The following is an 18,041-nucleotide window of genomic DNA, read 5'->3' as shown; positions in this document are numbered from 1 at the left end:
AGCTAAGGGCACGGCACAAAACGAAAAAAGAGGAGTCTCCCGGCCATATCAATGGCCTGATGGAGCTCCTCTTTCGTTTATCTATTTGCTGAAATTAGCAGTTCGGATGTTAGCCGATTTCTACCGGGTACATGCGTTCACGTAATTTAGCGATTTCTTCATTTTCCAAGTATTCATCATAGCTCATCGTACGGTCGATTACGCCGTTTGGTGTAATTTCCACGATGCGATTCGCAATGGTTTGAATGAACTGATGGTCATGAGAAGTGAACAAAATAGTCCCGTCAAAGTCGATCAGACCATTGTTCAGCGCTGTGATGGACTCCAGATCCAAGTGGTTGGTCGGTTCTTCCAGAAGCAGTACGTTAGCACCGTTCAACATCATTTTCGCCAGCATACAGCGAACCTTTTCTCCCCCGGACAGTACACTTGCTTTCTTAAGCGCTTCTTCGCCTGAGAAAAGCATACGTCCCAAGAAGCCGCGCAGGAACGTTTCATCCTGATCCTTGGAATATTGACGCAACCAGTCCACAAGATTCAGATCCACACCTTCAAAATAAGTGGAGTTATCTTTCGGGAAATACGCTTGGCTCGTTGTAATCCCCCAGGAAAATTCACCTTTATCCGCTTCCAGTTCGTTCATCAAGATCTGGAAGAGCGTCGTTTTAGGCAGACCATTCGGACCTACAAACGCAATTTTATCGCCTTTGTTCACAACCAGACTGAACTCGTTAAGCACTTGCTCGCCTTCCACGGTTTTGCTGACACTATCTACAGTCAGCAATTGTTTGCCCGCTTCACGCTCAGGCTTGAAGTTAATGAACGGATATTTACGGTTCGATGGACGGATGTCGTCCAGCGTAATTTTATCCAGTTGCTTTTTACGCGAAGTCGCCTGCTTGGACTTGGAAGCATTCGCAGAAAAGCGCTGAATAAAGGCTTGCAGTTCTTTGATTTTTTCTTCCTTCTTCTTGTTCGCATCGCGAGCCAGTGTAAGCGCAAGCTGGCTGGATTCGTACCAGAAGTCATAATTGCCGACATACATCTGGATTTTACCAAAATCAATATCCGCAATATGCGTACATACCTTGTTCAGGAAGTGACGGTCATGGGATACAACGATGACGGTGCCTTCATAGTCCATCAGGAAGTTCTCCAGCCACTGAATGGATTCGAGGTCCAAATGGTTGGTAGGCTCATCAAGCAGCAAATTGTTCGGACGACCAAACAACGCTTGTGCCAACAGAACGCGCACTTTGTCGTTGCCGCTCATCTCAGCCATTTTTTTGTCATGCAGATCGCGCGGAATACCGAGACCGATCAGCAATGCAGCCGCATCCGGCTCGGCATCCCAACCGTTCAGCTCTGCAAATTCGCCTTCCAATTCACCAGCACGCAAACCGTCTGCTTCGGAAAACTCCGCTTTGGCGTACAGTGCATCCTTTTCCTTCATGATTTCATACAGACGCGTATGACCCATAATAACGGTTTCCAGAACCGGAAATTCATCGTATTCATAATGGTTCTGCTTGAGGACAGCCATCCGTTCGCCCGGTGTCATGTGAACCTCACCTGAATTGGCTTCGATTTCACCGGAAAGAATTTTCAAAAAGGTGGACTTACCCGCGCCATTCGCCCCAATCAGGCCGTAGCAGTTCCCAGGAGTAAATTTGATATTTACGTCTTCAAAAAGTGGGCGTTTACCATAACGAAGCGTTACGCCGCTTGTACTGATCATATAAGCATACCATCCTTATCATTAGTAAAGTGCTAAACACAAAATTACCGACGGCAATAGTATAACACACAAAAGATCGGATTCGAACCGTAGTCTAAGCAGAACTGTCTCTGAATCTCATTCAATATCTTATAAATAAAATAAAAAAATGCTTCTGTCTTCACGATTGTCACCTGACAAACCCCTCGACCAGAACCATTTTTATGTTTTAAATTCAATGAGATAACTCAAGGACAGATACCTTACACTCTCTCTGTACGTGTAAATGTTCGGAAGCTCCGACGCCTATCGGAATAAGATACATCCCCGCCTCCTCGTCCTGTCTTATGACTACTTTGACACCATAGACTGCCTGAATCAGTTCGGATGTAACGACCTCTTTAGGCGGACCATTCGCTATTATGCGTCCTTCCTTCATAGCGATCATCACGTCGCTATACCGAATAGCCTGATTAATATCATGCAGGACCATCACGATGGTCAGTCCGTGCTCCCGATTGAGCTGACGAATAAGCTCCAAAATCTCAAGCTGGTAATACATATCCAGATAGGTGGTCGGCTCATCCAAAAATAAAATCGGCGTTCGCTGTGCCAAGGCCATCGCAATCCACACACGCTGCCGTTCTCCTCCTGAGAGCTGATCCAGTGTATGTGTTCTGCGTTCCTCCAGATTGGTGCAGGCTATAGCCCATTCGACTGCTTCCTCGTCCTCGTCCCGGCTGGTTGTGAACATGCTCTTATGAGGCAGTCTTCCGAAGCTGACAAGTTTTTCTACTGTCAGGTCGGAGGGAGCTTCGTTCTGCTGATGAACTACCGCTAATTGACGGGCCAGCTCCTTGGGCTTGTAGTGGGCTATCTCCTTGCCGTCCAGCATCACCTGGCCCATGCGAGGAACAGCATTGTTGGACATCACGCTGAGCAGTGTCGATTTGCCACATCCATTGGGGCCAATAATCGTAGTAATTCGTCCCCGCTCAATAACAGCATTGATCGCATGTAAACGGTCTGTTTTCCGATCATAGGAGAAGGTTATATCTTTAATGTCCATAGGTACGATCCGCCTTTCTGATCAGGAATATTAGGAACGGTCCGCCAATGACTGCCATAATAATAGAGGCTGGAATTTCATTGGGAGCAAGCACCGTTCGCCCCAGTGTATCCGCAAGCAACAGCAGCAAACCGCCGCATAAGGCAGAGAACGGAATCAGCCACTTATGATCCGAACCAACCAGGTAGCGGGCACAATGCGGAACGAGCAGGCCGATAAAAGCAATCACCCCTGCGATAGCTGTAGCAGTCGCTGCAAGCAGCACTGCAATCACAGAAATCAAAAGTCGTGCGCGCGTCACGTTAAGACCCAAATTTTTAGCCGTTTTATCTTGAAGTGACAAGAAATTACACCAGGAGAAGACGAGCATGGCTAAAATTAGCCCAATCCCGCCATAGGTCACAATTACCTCAACATCTACCCATTTTTTCATAGACAAGGTTGAGGTGGTGACCTGATTAATGCTGGTGACCGCATAACTGCCCCGATAGTTAAACGACTGACCTAGGCCGGAAAAGATGGCGTTTACTGCCACCCCAATCAGAATAAGGCGAATGGGATGCAAGCCGGATTTCCATGAAAATCCGTAGACCATTAGACAGGCCAACGCACCGCCAATAAATGAAAAGAACGGCATCCAGAAATAAAGTGCGGGAAAGATGGTCACCGCGATCAGCGAGATCAAGGCCGCTCCCGAAGAAATGCCGATCACGCCAGAATCGGCCAGGGGGTTTTTCATGACAGCTTGCAGCAAAACGCCCGCCACCGCAAGTGCTGCTCCCGCCATCACAGCTACGATAATTCTCGGTAGTCTGAGGTCCTTGACCACATTCACCTGATCATCTGTACCTGTCCACAATCCGGTCACCAACTGGCTTAAATTCACCTTGAGGCTGCCTGTCATCGCTGAATACAGCATGACAGCGACGAGTAAGACAATTACAACAATAAGGCTCCATAATTTTTTGGACATGTCATCAGCTTCCTTTAATTCGAAGGATACAGCATTTTCATCAGCTCATCCAGCGCAGAGCTTGCCGCTAAATTCCCTGTGGTGCCAAACAACGGTTCAGGCAGGTCATAAACATGCCCTTTTTTCACAGCGTTGAAATGCTTCCAGATATCGTTAGTTTTGAACTCTTCATCGAACATTTTTACGACTTCATCCGGCATCCCGTGTGCAGCACGCAAAATGATATCGGGGTTGGATTGCTGCAAGGCTTCGGTATTATGGGCTATGAACTCCACTTTCTCGCCTTGAACTACATTTGTTCCGCCTGCAATTTTAACCAGATCTCCAATATAGGAATGTTCGGTAGCCACCAGATAGCTTCCCGGAACACCCAGTAGAATTAGTACTTTAGGAGACTTCTTTCCTTTGATTTTTTGCTGAATCTCAGCAACTTTGGCATCCAAGGCCCCATTAATCTCTTTCGCCTTTTCAGCTTTATCAAATCGGTCTCCCAGCTTTTGAATTTCCTTTTGCATATTCGCAAGGCTTTCAAAATTCAAAAATTCAGCATTGATGTTCAGGTCCTTAAACTTGGGCTCCAAATCATATTTGAGTGTGGTCACCGATAGTACATCTGTAGGTTTCAAGGACATTACTTTTTCCATATCAGGACTCATTGGATTTCCCACATCAGGGACATCCTTGTAACGATCAGGCAATACTTTGGTGCTTGTCGGCTTGCCAGCCAAATCCAAGCCCAGCGCATTCGTAATTTCAGAAATGGCTACTGTAGTCGCCACAATACGTGGAGTTGCTTTTTTATCATTAGACGACTTTCCGGTTGCATCTGATGCTGCCGTTGAAGTCGAACCATGGCTAGGGTTCTGTCCAGCCTGTGCTCCCCCGGAGCATCCGGCCAGCAATAAGATCATAATGCCGATTAACATATAGAAAACAAACGATTTCTTTTGAGTCAAAGCTGCATACTGTTTCATGAAAATCCAATCACCTCAATTCAAAATATAGAGCAACAGCGTGGGTCCCAATTTTTCGGGTATGTAAATGCTGACAAGTCTTGATGCCGGGACACCAAGACTTGCTCGCATACAAGCTTTGCTGTTATTCAGGCTTTATTGATGGCATAACCTGAGGTTATTTCACCTTTAGGCTTGCTTCATCAAATTGGAACTGAACCGTATACCAGTGATCATATGGTACTCCGCCAAGGACCAAACCAGGGACAATTACGTGTGTGTAAGCACTGATTTTCTGGGACAAGTCCCCTACCTCAAATTGGACGATACGTGTATCACCGGATGTCGAGATCACTTCCACATCTTTTAGGGTACCGTTTTGCTCCACTTGTAGAGTTGGCATCCAAGAGCTGTTTTTCAAAGAGACTTGGATATAACGCTTGTCTCCCTTTTCAATCAATGTGGCTGGTTTATCGAGATAACCATCCATAACGGACGCTTCATTCGTTTTGTCTTTAAATACGTTGTAATTAATCGTGTATTGCTTCTCGGAAGCCGTTTGAACTGGTTGCTCAACTGCTGGTTTTGCTTCAGCTACCGGTGTGGTCGTTTCTGCTGCTTTGTCCGTAGAAGCTGCTGTCGGTTCAGTAGCGGTTGCAGTTGTAGCTGCATTAACTCCCTCACCTTTGAGTGACGCACGGTCAAATTGAATCTGTCCGCCGAATTTCTCATTAAAAATGTACTTCTCAGGCAGATATACCTGTGTGTACACACTCAGCTTTTTATCCAGATCAGGTACTTCGAAGGCAATTGTGTGTGTATCCCCTTTTGTGTCGGAAGCCACAATCGTTGGATTAGCATAACGGCCCTCAAAGTCCGTTTGGAATAATTTCAAAGCCTGATTGTCCGTTACGGTTACATGGGCCTGGACCTTACCATTTTTCACAATCAACTTCGCCAGACTCTGTACAAATGGAGCCACCAAAGAATCCTTGTCCGTTCCGTTTGCAAGCACACGGAAGTTCGCAGTGTACTCTCCATCGGCTAAGTTATTTTTCCCCTGTTCTACTTTGTCTGCTTTGGTTTCGTTATGATAAGATACATTACTGGTATCGAATTTAAATTCAAAATCATATACCTTTTCTACTCGATCCTCCGCCTTGAAAACCATCGGGGCGCTACTTGCCACTTTAGGAGCTTCGTAGACAACCAGTTGACCTTTTACGTTGTTCTTAAAGTCACTCACACTGAAACGAACGTCCTTCGTATTACTTGCTGCATCTTCCCGGGTCACTTCTGCATCCTGATAACCTCCACTTGCGTTATCCCAAATGCGCAGCGCCTTAACTTCATTACTGTTTTGCAGCTTCAGACCTACAAACCGTTTGTCGCCTTCCACGACCAATTGCGCTGGTTCATTAGTGATGAAGCGTTGAGCCGGAGAATCAGATCCTGTGACACCATCTGGCAGCACAATGCTGAATTTCAATGCATATTTACCATTGGCAAGCTTGTCGAAATCCAATTTAACGATAGGATCAGCTGCCCCTGAAGAAGTAGGCTCCACAAAGCTGCGAATGGTAGCAGGCTCGAATTGGAACTGCACATCATATACGTGGTCGTAAGGGATGCCACCGAAATCCAATCCAGGTACGATGACATGCGTGTTCACTGTAACTTTATCTGAAAGATTAGGCACTTCAAATTGTACTGTTCTTGTGTCTGCAGAGGTGGACTGTTCAACCACCTGAGCTTCAGAACCATTTACTTTAAACGTTTTAATCCAGCTGCTCTTGTCCATTTTAATTTGAATGATATTTTTACCAGACTGTTTTAACAGTGTAGCTGGCTTTTGCATATACCCATCCATCACAGATATGTCATTGCTTCCGTTTTTGAGTACGGAGAAATCAATGCTGTATCTGCCATTTTCAATTGGGGTTGTGGTTCCGTTATCCGGTCCTTTAGCTGTAATGCTGCTGCGGTCAAATTGAAGACGAGGCTTATGATCCATCTCATAAACCCCACCTGGATAGGTGGTGCTCACATGCACTTGTGCATTCAAAATTGCATCCAAATCGGCTACTTTGAATTTCACAACACGCGTATTGGCTGTCTTATCCTCACTTACAATATCTGCATCCGTAAGTGTCCCGTTTTGCTCTGTTTTGAATTCTGTTACAGTAGTGCTGTCTTTAATGGTGAAAGAAACTTCTTTTTGTCCCTTCAATACCGTCAAAGTCGCTGGAGACAACAGATATTGTGCCATGGTTGATGGCTGATCTTTGGTTGCGTGCAGGGTGTTAAAGTTAATAGAATACGTTCCATCCGCCAAGCTAGGTGATGTGGGCACAGATGCCAATTGAAGATCTACATTATAAGTATGCACGTAGCCCAGCTCAGGCCAGTTGATGCTTACCCATGCGCTTAACTTAGCAGGTATTTCTTTAACCTCGAATTCAATAACTCGTGTATTTGCAGTTTTGTCTTCACTTACTGTAGCAACATTAGTTAATACTCCGTTTTGCTCTACCTTAAAGCCGTCAATTTGCTTACTGTTTTTCAAGGTAAAACGGACATACTTCTTGCCATTACGTTCAATCAAGGTGCCTGGTTTCTCTGTATACCCATCCATCATAGACTTTTCATTCGTTCCATCCTTCAAAAGAGTGAAGTCCAGATTGGATTTTGTTTCCGGAGAGGTTCCATTTTCTGTGATACTATTTTTATCGAACTGAAGACGAAGTTTATGATCCATCTCATAAACCCCACCTGGATAAGTCGTACTCACATGTACCTGTGCATTCAAAATCGCGTCCAAATCGGCTACTTTGAATTTCACAACACGCGTATTGACTGTCTTGTCTTCACTTACAATATCTGCATCCGTAAGTGTCCCGTTTTGCTCTGTTTTGAATTCTGTTACAGTAGTGCTGTCTTTAATGGTGAAAGAAACTTCTTTTTGTCCCTTCAATACCGTCAAAGTCGCTGGAGACAACAGATATTGCGCCATGGCTGATGGCTGATCTTTAGTTGCGTGCAAGGTATTAAAGTTAATAGCGTACGTTCCATCCGCCAAAGTTGTTGGTACAGGTACAGAAGACAGCTGAAGATCTACATTATAAGTATGCACGTAGCTAAGCTCAGGCCAGTTGATGCTCACCCATGCGTTCAGCTTGGCTGGCAGTTCTTTTACTTCAAACTCGATAACTCGAGTATTCGCATTTTGATCTTCACTTACAATAGAGGTATCGGTTAACACTCCATTTTGCTCTACTTTGAAGCCATCAATTTGCTTGCTATTCTTTAATGTAAACCGGGCATATTGTTTACCTCCACGCTCTATTAGTGAGCCTGGTTTCTCTGTATACCCATCCATCATAGACTTTTCATCTGTTCCATCTTTCAAGAGGGTAAAGTCCAAATCAGCTAATTTTTCTCCTGTGCTAGGAGGCGTTACCGGCGGTGTCACTGGTGGAACGGTTGGATTCTCCGTTGAGTTTTTAAGTCTCAAACTGGAAGGATCAAACTCAATCCATTCCTTCACTGAACGGTCTGGATCGGTATCTACATACCATGGAGAACTGCTGTTAAATCCAAACTCTGTATTTACATTTTGATGAAAATCATAAACATCGAAGCTAACAGTTCCCGAAGCTTTTCCGGAATCTACTTCTATTTTGGCGGGAACCGTTTCCCCGTTTTGTTCTACTAAAAATTTCGAAAGTCCTTGAGCCTCCGCAAATTTAAATGAAAAATGGTATTTGCCATCTTTAATGATCAAGTCTCCAGGATAGGTATAGTTTGTTTTAAAACTCGAGTCCTTGGTGCTTCCGCTGACTGTCTTTCGTAAAGGCTTATAATCAATCAGGTATTCTCCATCTGCATAAGTCGCTTCAGTAGTAGTTATAGCATTGGTAGGCTCAACATATGGACCGGGCAGTTCTACCGGATACTCATAAGTAACATACGTAGCACTAGTCACTGTAGTGCTTGAGTCAGACAAATTCGACGAAGTGGTTTCATCCTCGGGTGTTGCTCCTGCGTATGGTGAAAATAAAGAAAACAACATTAGAATAGCAGCGAATGTCGTAATATATTTGTTAAATCGGCTTTTCAAGGTGATATATCCCCCTACTTAAAATATACTCATTTGGAGCTCTGGAACTGAGCTCCAAATGAGTATTCAATTCAAAATCATATTTTCAAAAAGAAACCCTTAGATATCGCTGTCGTCGAATTGGAACTGAACAACATAGTCGTGATCGTAAGGAATACCGCCAGTGTATTCTTTAGGTACGCTTACATGCAGTTTGACATTCAATTTTTGAGACGAGCTAGTTACCGGGAATTCAACTATTCTTGTATCGCCGGATGTGCTGACCACAGTCGCATTCACATACTGACCGTTTTGTTGAGTTTTAAATTCAGTAACCCAAGCACTTTTGGTAATAGCTACACGCACTTTGTATTGACCATTCGTAACAATCAGTGTAGCTGGTTTTTTCACATAACCATTGGTATCCATGTAAGATGGCTGAGTGGTTCCATCCTTATAAACGGTATAAGGCAATTGATACGTTCCATTAGGCAAAGCCGCGTTCGCTTGATTAGCTGAGAATGGGGCTAGTACCACAAAAACAAGCGCAGCCATCAATACAGTGAGCATTACTTTTTTCAGAGACAACTTCTCCATACAATTCATAATCATGTTCATGTTTTCAATCTCCTTTTACGTTTTATTTTGGATTAGATTTCGTCGAATTGCAGTTGTACATCGTACTTGCCTGTGTAGTTAACTACTGGGATTGTGATTTCAGCGTAAGCATTTACTTTTGCATTCAGGTCAGCTACTTCGAATTCCACTACACGAGTGTTGTTCGCCGTATTTGTGCTGACTACAGTCGCATCTTGCAGTACGCCATTTTGCTCTACTTTGAACGCTGTAATCAGATTGCTGCTTTTCACAGTCAGACGAACGACATTTTTGCCATTGGCTACCGTAACCTGAGCAGGCTTTGTCAGATAGCTGTCTAATCGAGAAGTTTCATTGGTTTGATCCTTCAGAACGGTATAATCTACGTTATAAGTGCCGTCGGCTGCTGCTGCTTTAGCAGAGAGTGGAGCCATCAGTGCAAAAACAAGTGCTGTCATGATCAATGCTACGAATACCTTCTTGAAAGAAAATTGCTCAAAGCGATTCATTACCATATTCATATCTACACACACTCCTTCATTTTTTATGCTTGAATTTATGTTGATTTTATGAACGATAAAGATAGCTTGAATTTACTTTTTGGAAGATTTGGCTGATTTCGCTGACTGGACGGCTGCAACTTTTTTGATGCTTTTGAAATCAAAAGCGAAGCGGATCGTATAGTCATGATCATAATTGTATGCAGGGACAGTAACATGAATTTTAGAGATCAACGGGCTGTTGACACTCGCAATTGGAAATTGCACGGTGCGAGTATCGGTTTTGGCATCCTTTTGGATGACTTTGGTATCGATGATTTTGCCTTTATAATCCACTTTAAACCCGGTTGTCCATTCGCTATGATTCAGCTTAATTTGCATGGTCATTTGACCTTTCTTTACATACAACTTAGCTGGTTTTTCAAAATAATCATTAGCCATGGACACCGAATCATTTTCTGCCTTGAGAATATTGTATTTGAGCGTGTATGTACCATCCGCCAATTTTGGAGAAGCCGCAGCGGCTCCTACAGATGACGAAGTTGGCCAAAAGCTCAGCACACTCACCAGCAGAAACACAGCAATAATTGCAGAATACCCCTTCTTCATTTTGACAGCAGTCCCTCCCCACGAGAATAAACTAATTGATTATCATTCTCAATTGATAATTTAAAAAAAATAGCTCTTTTCGAGCTTGTCTCCCCACCTCTCTATTCCATAATTTCGCAAAATCAAGTAAACCCATCACCAATATATCTTACACTTTTCGAAAATGTCAATATGTATTTGTGTGTACGTAATCCCTTGATATATGCTATTTTTTAATAAAAATTTGTAGTTCCTTCTTCTATAATTCGAACGACTCTCTTTTATTTTTAGTTCAAAATTTATTTAAAAATTTGCTTTTTTCAATTGACAATCCTCAGTGATATTCATTATCATTCTCTTATCCATAAATGAAAATGATTATCATTATTGTTCAACTTGAAAATTGCAGGAGGAATAACATGAAATCTTATGTGTTGTGGTCATCCGCAGCGCTTTTATTGGCAGTTACCGGATGTAGTAATGGTACCTCGACCGCAGATCACAAACCAGTCAGTGCTTCCGTATCTACCACTTCAAGCACGACAAGCGGCGCGACGATTCAAGTTACTGATTTCTCAAAACGGACGTTGGCGTTTCAAAAGGTCCCTCAACATATCGTTGCGCTCAGTAATGGCGATCTGGATATTATTTACGCATTGGGCGGGACAGCCGTGGGCAGGCCCAACTCCAATGGACCTTCCGTCGTACCTGCTGCTGAAAACGTTCAGCAAATAGGTTCCACTCATGAAGTAGATCTGGAGAAAATTACGATGCTCAAACCGGATGTCGTACTAGGCAACTATCCTATGAATGAAAAAGACATCCCAGCCATTGAAGGAGTCGGTTCACAGCTGCTGCTGACTGGGGCTAATTCAGTTAAGGATATCCAGTCACAAATTACGCTGTTCGGACAATTACTGCAAAAGCAGGACGGGGCCGTAAAGCTGAACCAACAAATTGACCAGCAAGTAGCCAAGCTGCAAAAAGAAACAGCCTCTACCTCCAAACCGAAGGTGTTGCTGGTTTACGGAGCCCCGGCCACGTACATGGCAGCGCTGCCGAATTCTCTAGGCGGAAACATTTTGGAAGTTGCAGGTGGCTCCAATATCGCTTCTGATTTTCCGGGCCTGCAAAATTTCCCGCAATATGCGCAGTTGAACACAGAACGCATCGTACAGGCTGACCCTGACTACATTTTCATCATGACTCATGGCAATACGGAAGAGGTTAAAGCCGCATTTATAAAAGAAATGCAGGAAAATGCAGCTTGGAACGGAATCCGGGCAGTCCAAAACAGCCAGGTCGAGGTTTTACCTTCAGATTTGTTCGGGACAAATCCAGGGACACGGGTCACTAAAGCGCTGGATTTGATGCACCAAAAGCTGTATCCGGCGAAATAGGCGATGGCGATGAACAAACTACAACGCGCCAGAAGACGCACCATCGCCTGGATTACCTTTCCGTTCTTATTGCTAGCCGTCTCTGTGTACGGTCTGGCCTACGGTTCGGTGTCGATTCCACTTCAAGAAATCAATCAGGTTTTGCTACATAATGATGAATCCACATATCGCACGATTCTAATGGATCTCCGACTCCCCAGAGTATTGGTAGGTTTATTGGTAGGCGCTTGTCTCGCAGCTTCAGGAGCACTTCTTCAAGGCGTCATGAAAAATCCATTGGCTGACCCAGGCATTATTGGTGTATCGGCTGGAGGTGGACTTGCTGCCGTTATTACGATGGTGATGCTTCCACAGCTTAGTTACCTTCTTCCGGTAACCGCCTTTTTGGGAGCCTTTCTGAGTGCGATCGTCATTTACCTGCTGGCTTGGGACCGAGGAGCTTCCCCTGTCAAAATTGTGCTGGCTGGCGTTGCGATCAACGCGTTGTTGGGCGCGCTCACCAACGGCGTGATGGTCATGTACAGCGACCGCGTACAGGCAGTACTTCCTTGGCTATCTGGCGGGTTAAATGGACGCAGCTGGCATCATCTGGAGTTCATGGCTCCTTACGCTATCATTGGCTTAATCGCCTCTTTGTTTGCGATTAAGCCTGCGAATTTGCTGCTGCTGGGCGACGATTCAGCACAGCTGCTAGGCCAGCGGGTAGAGCTTCAACGGATGCTCATTATCTTGCTCTCTGCTCTGCTCGCCGGCACGGCGGTCAGTGTAGCCGGGCTGATCGGGTTCGTAGGACTGGTCGTTCCCCATGTTATAAGGCTACTCATCGGGGAAGATTATCGTTTCCTCCTCCCCCTTTCCATTGTGGGCGGTGGGACACTGGTTGTCCTAGCGGATACAGTCGCACGCTCTTGGTTTGACCCGATTGAGTTGCCTGTCGGTATTTTGCTGGCCGTCATTGGGGCACCGTTCTTCTTAATCCTGCTCAAGAAACGGGGGAATTTCGGATGACAGCCATTCAGGGTGAGCATCTCTCCTTACAACGCGGATATTTCCAGCTGGACGATGTGAACATTACCTTGCCCGCTGGCCAGCTCACCGCCATTGTCGGTCCCAACGGCTCAGGCAAGTCTACGCTTTTGCGGATTTTGACCCGGCTGCTCAAGCAGGATCAGGGCAAGGTTTCTGTACTGGGCAAGCCCGTGGAGGAATACAAGCGGCGTGATTTGGCTCAAACGATTACAATGCTGCCGCAAATGAAGGATATGCTGCCGTTATTAACGGTTCGTGAGCTGGTCGCTTATGGAAGATCTCCTCATGCCAAGGGCTTGAGGACACGACCTACCAGACAAGATCAGCAAATTATCGACCATGTCATGGAAATCACGGGCATTCAGCCCTATGCAGATCGGATGTTCCATACTCTATCGGGAGGTGAACAACAAAAAGCGCGAATTGCAATGGCCTTGGCCCAACAAACGGGTATTCTTTTGCTCGATGAACCGACCACTTTTCTGGATATCGCCCACCAATTTGAAGTTATGGATATGCTGCGGCGTATTAATCACGAGTCCGGCTTGACGATTGTTATGGTACTGCATGATTTGCAGCAAGCTGCGGCCTATTGTCATCATATGATTGCGCTTAAAAGGGGACGAATCGCCGTTGCTGGCGAACCCCGTCAGATTTTGACGTCTGCTTTTCTTCGCGACATTTATGAAATGAACGCTACCATCAAATTTGAGGATGGCTATCCGGTTATTATACCGACCATACCACATCATTCAGGAGGAATTTAATATGGTTATCGTTACAAACACATCTAAAATCACACCAGGCAATGCCCATTTGCTCATCGAAAGATTTAACAAAGAAGGACAGGTTGAAAAGATGGAAGGCTTCCTCGGTCTGGAAGTGCTGCTGACGGAAAACACGAAGGATTATGAGGAGGTAACGATTAGCACACGCTGGAAGGAAAAAGAGAACTTCCAAGGCTGGACGAAAAGTGAAGCGTTCCGTGAATCCCACAACCACCGTCAAATTCCAGACTATATTATTGAAAATAAAATCACGTTCTATGAGGTTAAAATCGTTCGTCACCCCATTGCGAACAATGACTCCTCTTTGGCGAGTGAGATCGAAGCCGTTTAATTCTGAACGGTAGCATAGAACTAAAAAAAGCGGCTCGGCAGGCATTATTAATTGTCCGCTGGGCCGCTTATTGGATTTTTGCAAAATCCCCTTATATACGTATTTTATTGAATCCCTCAGATTCTGGTTGAGCAACGGCGCCCAATTTTCAGCGTCTCTCCGTGCCCCAGTACATGGATGCGTTCCTTTGCAATCCCCAAGCGCTCTCGCTCTACTTCGAGACGATCCAGCGCCTCTCTCGGCGTATCGTCCGCCAGCTTAAAGGCTCCATAGTGCATCGGGATCATCTGATCTGCGCCGCAATCCACAAAGCCCTGCAACGCCTCTTCTGGTGTCACATGCTGTGAGGTCATGAACCATTCCGGTTCATACGCGCCAATAGGCATAAAGGTCAGATCAATGGCAAAGCGCTCGCCAATCTCTTTAAATCCACGGAAATATCCGGTATCTCCCACAAAATACAACGTAGGTGCCTCCGTTGAATCGGATTCTGCATGAGCATCTGAGCCTGCAACAGACGTGGCAGAACCAATCACCTGCTGCTCACTTTGCAGAACGTATCCACCCCAATGCGAAGTATTGGTATCAAACGGCGTACGCCGTGTCCAGTGCTGTGCCGGAACAAATGTAATCCGTACCCCGCCTAACGTAAAATGCTCCCACCATTGCAGCTCATGGCAGTTGCGAAAGCCTTTGCGGATCATTTTCGACTTTAACCCCGAGGGTACGAGCATCAATGTGTCTGCACGATATAACTTCCGCAACGATGCCAAATGTAAATGATCATAATGCGAATGTGATAGCAGAATGATATCCAGTGGTGGCACATCCTGAATGCGAATGCCGGGTGGAGCCAGCCTTTTATCAAAAGCCATACGCTCTGCCCACACCGGATCAGTGACAATATTCAGCCCAAGGTACTGAATAAAAAAGGTGGAATGGCCCACCCATGTCGCCGTCGCCATTTCCCGATTATGATGCAGAAACTCCAGCTCCGGGGGATGGTTTGGCACAACGAACGTATAATCCTTTATTTTGCTGCGTCGCTCCTGCCGCCATTGTCTGAATTGCTTGATGGTTTTATCGGTATTTACATGATCCATATTGTTAAAACGCACTTTAGGCATGATGCAGCCCCCTCCCTGACAGACCCGTTCTCCAAAAACACAACGGTTCAATTTAACTATATATTGTCACTCAAATGTGAACATGAAATGATGCAACATCCTGATATATGTAAAGTATAATTCAATCACATCTGTAAAGGAAATTCAGCGATAATATAGCAAAAACAGACCTCCCGGGTCTATCAGAAGGCCTGCTCCACATGTTATTGTCAGTCCTGTGGGTTTTTAAAGTGTGCCGAATAAATAAACAAAAACACAATCGCCACCACGATAATGATCGGCGACTCATACATGATCGTAAAATGCTCGAAAGCAACCACTCTAACTCACCCTTTCTTTCCCGCTTGTCCTCTTACATACTTTGCATCGAACAGGAACAATCTCAAAATCAGGATCAGCGAAGGAATCAGCACTAGCAGACCCGCAACAAACGCCGTAATCAATGCATATGCCATCGTAGAGTTCGTAAAGCTGTCATATACATTAATGTAGGGATACAGAACATACGGAAGATGTGACCGGCCATAGCCATACCAGGCAAATGCAAATTGCAGCATCACTAGGATAAAGGAGATACCCAAATGGCGCCGCTGCCAGACCAGATAGACTGCCCCTACAAAGCATATGAAGGATGCGACAAACATCCAGGCCATACTGAGCATATTGGAAAAATGGTCCGGATTTTGTTTGTTAATCTGAAAAAATGCGAACAAACTCGCCAAAATCGTAGGAGCACTCCAGAGCAACGCGTACCCTCGTACAATTTCGAAAGCGACCTTGTCCCCTGCCCTTTTGGCATAAAAGCACAAAAACATCGCCGATATATACAATACACTCACCAGCGCCAGAATAATAACCGCCCACGTGTAAGGGTTGCTTAATAGCTGACCCCATTGAAGATGAACACCTGTGCTGTTTTCCAAAATAATGCCGCCTTCCGAAATAGCGAGGACCGTCGACAGTGCCGCGGGAATCAGTAATCCAGTCGCACCGTACAACGCCATGTAGACGATATTATTTTTACCCGAATGCCCATACGTATTGTAAGCATAATATACTCCCCGGATCGCGAGCAGCACGATTGCAATACTACCGGGAACGAGTAACGCCGTCCCATAGTAATAAGCTGCATCCGGGAAAAAACCGTTCAATCCCACCACAAAAAAGATGAGAAATACGTTCGTAACCTCCCATACTGGAGACAGATACCGTTGAATGATGTTGTGGATTTTGTTCTGGTGGCCTGTCAGCACACTGTAAAAGCTGAAAAAGCCTGCACCAAAATCAATGGATGCCACAAGCAAATATCCAAACAGGAAGGTCCACAAAATGGCGATGCCTACAATTTCATAGTTCACTTGCCTTCAGCCCCTTCCAGGCCCAGCTGTCTTATCTCTTCCACGGCATCCTTATTACGGAATAGTTTGCTGAGTACCTTGATGGCCGAGAAGCACAACACCAGATACAAAATAACAAACAACACTAGCATCCACCCAACACTTGTAGAAGTAGTTGCTGCTTCGGACACCTTCATATATCCGCGTAAAATCCACGGCTGTCTGCCGACCTCCGCAAACATCCAGCCCAGCTCAATAGCTACCATCGCCATCGGTCCGACCAGAATGAGCGCTAACAGCAGCCATCTGGGGTAGGGTTTGCGACCTGGCAAACGCTTGCGGATCAGATATAGCAGTGGGATGACGAGAATCAGCACTCCTGTGGTGATCTTGAGGTCAAACATATAATGAATAGACAGCGGCGGACGTTCCTCCACCGGATAGTCATTTAACCCCTTAACCTCCGTACTAGGCAAATTCCCGGCCAACACACTAAGTGCATAAGGCACTTTCAGAGCGTATTTGATTTCACCGTTTTCATCCATAAAGCCACCATATACAAAGGGGGCGTGCGTCATCGTATCAAAATGCCATTCGGCGGCAGCCAGCTTCTCCGGCTGATATTTGGCCAGAAATTTACCTGATGCGTCTCCAATCATCACTGTACTGATGGCAAACACAATGGTACAGGTGGCGGTCAGCTTCAGCGCCTTTTTAAAATAAGGGTGATTACGCCCTCGCAGCATGCTGTAAGCAGCCAGCCCCATCAGCACCCCTGCGCTCAATGTATACGAGGAAGCCAGTACATGGGACACTTTGGTCGGCGTGGCCGGGTTTAGCATAGCCTCGATGGGATGAATATTGGTCATGACTCCATTTTTGAGTGTAAAGCCTTGAGGTTGGTTCATGAACGAGTTCACAGTCGTAATAAAAACCGCTGATGCAGACGAGGCAATCGCTACCGGGATGAGCAGCATTAAGTGAAAATATTTACTTTTAAACCGATCCCAAGTATACAAGTAGATGCCTAGGAATATTGCTTCGATAAAAAAAGCAAACGTCTCTAAAAACAGGGGCAGTGCAATCGCTTGTCCAGCCACCCGCATAAAGGTAGGCCAAAGCAAGCTGAGCTGCAGACCAATGGAGGTGCCTGTAACGACACCCACGGCAACAGTGATGACAAATCCTCGCGCCCATCTCCGGGCCAGTAGTGTATAATGCGGATCACCGGTTCGCAGCCCGCGCCATTCTGCAAGTGCAATCATTAAAGGTACACCAACGCCGATGGATGCAAATACGATATGAACAAACAGGGTAATTCCGGTCAGCATCCGGCTTAGCAATACAGGGTCCAGTGAAGACAAATGGGTTTCACTCCTTCATTTCACATTTTTAATAGGGAAAACTTCGAAATCACTCTTGATTACCAACTAGGGAGTCAAGCGAGCTATGCTTTTAATTACGGCATATAGCATAATGGCCGCAATGACTATACATACAATAATGAGCGTTCTTTCCTGCTTGCGGAACATA

The 18,041-nt window shown here is 45.4% G+C and carries 16 protein-coding genes; 4 read left to right on the top strand and 12 right to left on the bottom strand.

The features are described from left to right. Positions 1–109: 109 nt before the first annotated feature. The 8 genes from ACXHJ2_RS02245 to isdC form a co-directional block, all read right to left on the bottom strand. Positions 110–1,738, bottom strand: coding sequence for an ABC-F family ATP-binding cassette domain-containing protein (locus ACXHJ2_RS02245; protein ID WP_013373057.1), 1,629 nt, complete (start codon positions 1,736–1,738; stop codon positions 110–112). A 214-nt stretch (positions 1,739–1,952) separates the two neighbouring features. Continuing rightward, positions 1,953–2,786: an ABC transporter ATP-binding protein gene (locus ACXHJ2_RS02240; protein WP_165082514.1), complete on the bottom strand. Its 834-nt coding sequence runs from the start codon at positions 2,784–2,786 to the stop codon at positions 1,953–1,955. After that, positions 2,776–3,759 (bottom strand): FecCD family ABC transporter permease, encoded by a 984-nt coding sequence (locus ACXHJ2_RS02235; protein WP_040102880.1) that lies wholly within the window; start codon positions 3,757–3,759, stop codon positions 2,776–2,778. The genes ACXHJ2_RS02240 and ACXHJ2_RS02235 overlap by 11 nt, the downstream gene beginning before the upstream one ends. 14 nt (positions 3,760–3,773) lie before the next feature. Then, positions 3,774–4,733 (bottom strand): heme ABC transporter substrate-binding protein IsdE, encoded by a 960-nt coding sequence (gene isdE, locus ACXHJ2_RS02230; protein ID WP_165082516.1) that lies wholly within the window; start codon positions 4,731–4,733, stop codon positions 3,774–3,776. A 157-nt stretch (positions 4,734–4,890) separates the two neighbouring features. Then, positions 4,891–8,832 (bottom strand): NEAT domain-containing protein, encoded by a 3,942-nt coding sequence (locus tag ACXHJ2_RS02225; protein ID WP_165082518.1) that lies wholly within the window; start codon positions 8,830–8,832, stop codon positions 4,891–4,893. Positions 8,833–8,931: 99 nt separating this feature from the next. Next, a complete protein-coding gene (locus ACXHJ2_RS02220) occupies positions 8,932–9,429 on the bottom strand; it encodes an NEAT domain-containing protein (RefSeq protein WP_165082520.1) in 498 nt (165 codons plus the stop codon). A gap of 32 nt (positions 9,430–9,461) precedes the next feature. Continuing rightward, a complete protein-coding gene (locus tag ACXHJ2_RS02215) occupies positions 9,462–9,929 on the bottom strand; it encodes an NEAT domain-containing protein (RefSeq protein ID WP_013373063.1) in 468 nt (155 codons plus the stop codon). A 72-nt stretch (positions 9,930–10,001) separates the two neighbouring features. Beyond that, positions 10,002–10,517: a heme uptake protein IsdC gene (gene isdC / locus ACXHJ2_RS02210; RefSeq protein ID WP_165082522.1), complete on the bottom strand. Its 516-nt coding sequence runs from the start codon at positions 10,515–10,517 to the stop codon at positions 10,002–10,004. 398 nt (positions 10,518–10,915) lie between these two features. Here isdC and ACXHJ2_RS02205 point away from each other — a divergent pair, with 398 nt between their 5' ends. The 4 genes from ACXHJ2_RS02205 to isdG are packed head-to-tail and all read left to right on the top strand — an operon-like array spanning position 10,916 to position 14,044. Further along, positions 10,916–11,896 (top strand): ABC transporter substrate-binding protein, encoded by a 981-nt coding sequence (locus tag ACXHJ2_RS02205; protein ID WP_165082524.1) that lies wholly within the window; start codon positions 10,916–10,918, stop codon positions 11,894–11,896. Positions 11,897–11,905: 9 nt separating this feature from the next. Continuing rightward, positions 11,906–12,904, top strand: a complete 999-nt coding sequence (locus ACXHJ2_RS02200) for a FecCD family ABC transporter permease (protein WP_185156528.1) — start codon at positions 11,906–11,908, stop codon at positions 12,902–12,904. Beyond that, positions 12,901–13,692 carry an ABC transporter ATP-binding protein gene (locus ACXHJ2_RS02195; protein WP_165082528.1) on the top strand — a complete coding sequence of 264 codons (792 nt, stop codon included), beginning with the start codon at positions 12,901–12,903 and terminating at the stop codon, positions 13,690–13,692. Before ACXHJ2_RS02200 ends, ACXHJ2_RS02195 begins: the two co-directional genes overlap by 4 nt. 1 nt (position 13,693) lies before the next feature. After that, a complete protein-coding gene (isdG, locus tag ACXHJ2_RS02190) occupies positions 13,694–14,044 on the top strand; it encodes a heme oxygenase (RefSeq protein WP_025674837.1) in 351 nt (116 codons plus the stop codon). 116 nt (positions 14,045–14,160) lie between these two features. Here the strand turns inward: isdG and ACXHJ2_RS02185 are convergent, their stop codons facing one another. The 4 genes from ACXHJ2_RS02185 to ACXHJ2_RS02170 all read right to left on the bottom strand — a co-directional run bounded on the left by ACXHJ2_RS02185 (position 14,161) and on the right by ACXHJ2_RS02170 (position 17,872). Beyond that, positions 14,161–15,171 carry an MBL fold metallo-hydrolase gene (locus ACXHJ2_RS02185; RefSeq protein ID WP_165082530.1) on the bottom strand — a complete coding sequence of 337 codons (1,011 nt, stop codon included), beginning with the start codon at positions 15,169–15,171 and terminating at the stop codon, positions 14,161–14,163. Positions 15,172–15,380: 209 nt separating this feature from the next. After that, complete coding sequence (locus tag ACXHJ2_RS02180; protein WP_436449168.1) at positions 15,381–15,491, bottom strand: cytochrome bd oxidase small subunit CydS; 111 nt, start codon at positions 15,489–15,491, stop codon at positions 15,381–15,383. A 6-nt stretch (positions 15,492–15,497) separates the two neighbouring features. Continuing rightward, the gene (locus ACXHJ2_RS02175; RefSeq protein ID WP_165082532.1) at positions 15,498–16,529 is read right to left on the bottom strand and encodes a cytochrome d ubiquinol oxidase subunit II; all 1,032 of its coding nucleotides are present in this window, start codon (positions 16,527–16,529) and stop codon (positions 15,498–15,500) included. Continuing rightward, complete coding sequence (locus tag ACXHJ2_RS02170) at positions 16,526–17,872, bottom strand: cytochrome ubiquinol oxidase subunit I (protein ID WP_013373071.1); 1,347 nt, start codon at positions 17,870–17,872, stop codon at positions 16,526–16,528. Before ACXHJ2_RS02170 ends, ACXHJ2_RS02175 begins: the two co-directional genes overlap by 4 nt. Positions 17,873–18,041: the final 169 nt, after the last annotated feature.

This window comes from Paenibacillus sp. ALE3, from assembly GCF_054113405.1.
This window is presented reverse-complemented; position numbering and strand designations above follow the sequence as displayed.

Coding starts and splice junctions, on each gene's coding strand:
- ACXHJ2_RS02245 (WP_013373057.1), bottom strand. CDS start 1,738: ATGATCAGTACAAGCGGCGTAACGCTTCGTTATGGTAAACGCCCACTT.
- ACXHJ2_RS02240 (WP_165082514.1), bottom strand. CDS start 2,786: ATGGACATTAAAGATATAACCTTCTCCTATGATCGGAAAACAGACCGT.
- ACXHJ2_RS02235 (WP_040102880.1), bottom strand. CDS start 3,759: ATGTCCAAAAAATTATGGAGCCTTATTGTTGTAATTGTCTTACTCGTC.
- isdE (WP_165082516.1), bottom strand. CDS start 4,733: ATGAAACAGTATGCAGCTTTGACTCAAAAGAAATCGTTTGTTTTCTAT.
- ACXHJ2_RS02220 (WP_165082520.1), bottom strand. CDS start 9,429: ATGAACATGATTATGAATTGTATGGAGAAGTTGTCTCTGAAAAAAGTA.
- ACXHJ2_RS02215 (WP_013373063.1), bottom strand. CDS start 9,929: ATGAATATGGTAATGAATCGCTTTGAGCAATTTTCTTTCAAGAAGGTA.
- isdC (WP_165082522.1), bottom strand. CDS start 10,517: ATGAAGAAGGGGTATTCTGCAATTATTGCTGTGTTTCTGCTGGTGAGT.
- ACXHJ2_RS02205 (WP_165082524.1), top strand. CDS start 10,916: ATGAAATCTTATGTGTTGTGGTCATCCGCAGCGCTTTTATTGGCAGTT.
- ACXHJ2_RS02200 (WP_185156528.1), top strand. CDS start 11,906: ATGAACAAACTACAACGCGCCAGAAGACGCACCATCGCCTGGATTACC.
- ACXHJ2_RS02195 (WP_165082528.1), top strand. CDS start 12,901: ATGACAGCCATTCAGGGTGAGCATCTCTCCTTACAACGCGGATATTTC.
- isdG (WP_025674837.1), top strand. CDS start 13,694: ATGGTTATCGTTACAAACACATCTAAAATCACACCAGGCAATGCCCAT.
- ACXHJ2_RS02185 (WP_165082530.1), bottom strand. CDS start 15,171: ATGCCTAAAGTGCGTTTTAACAATATGGATCATGTAAATACCGATAAA.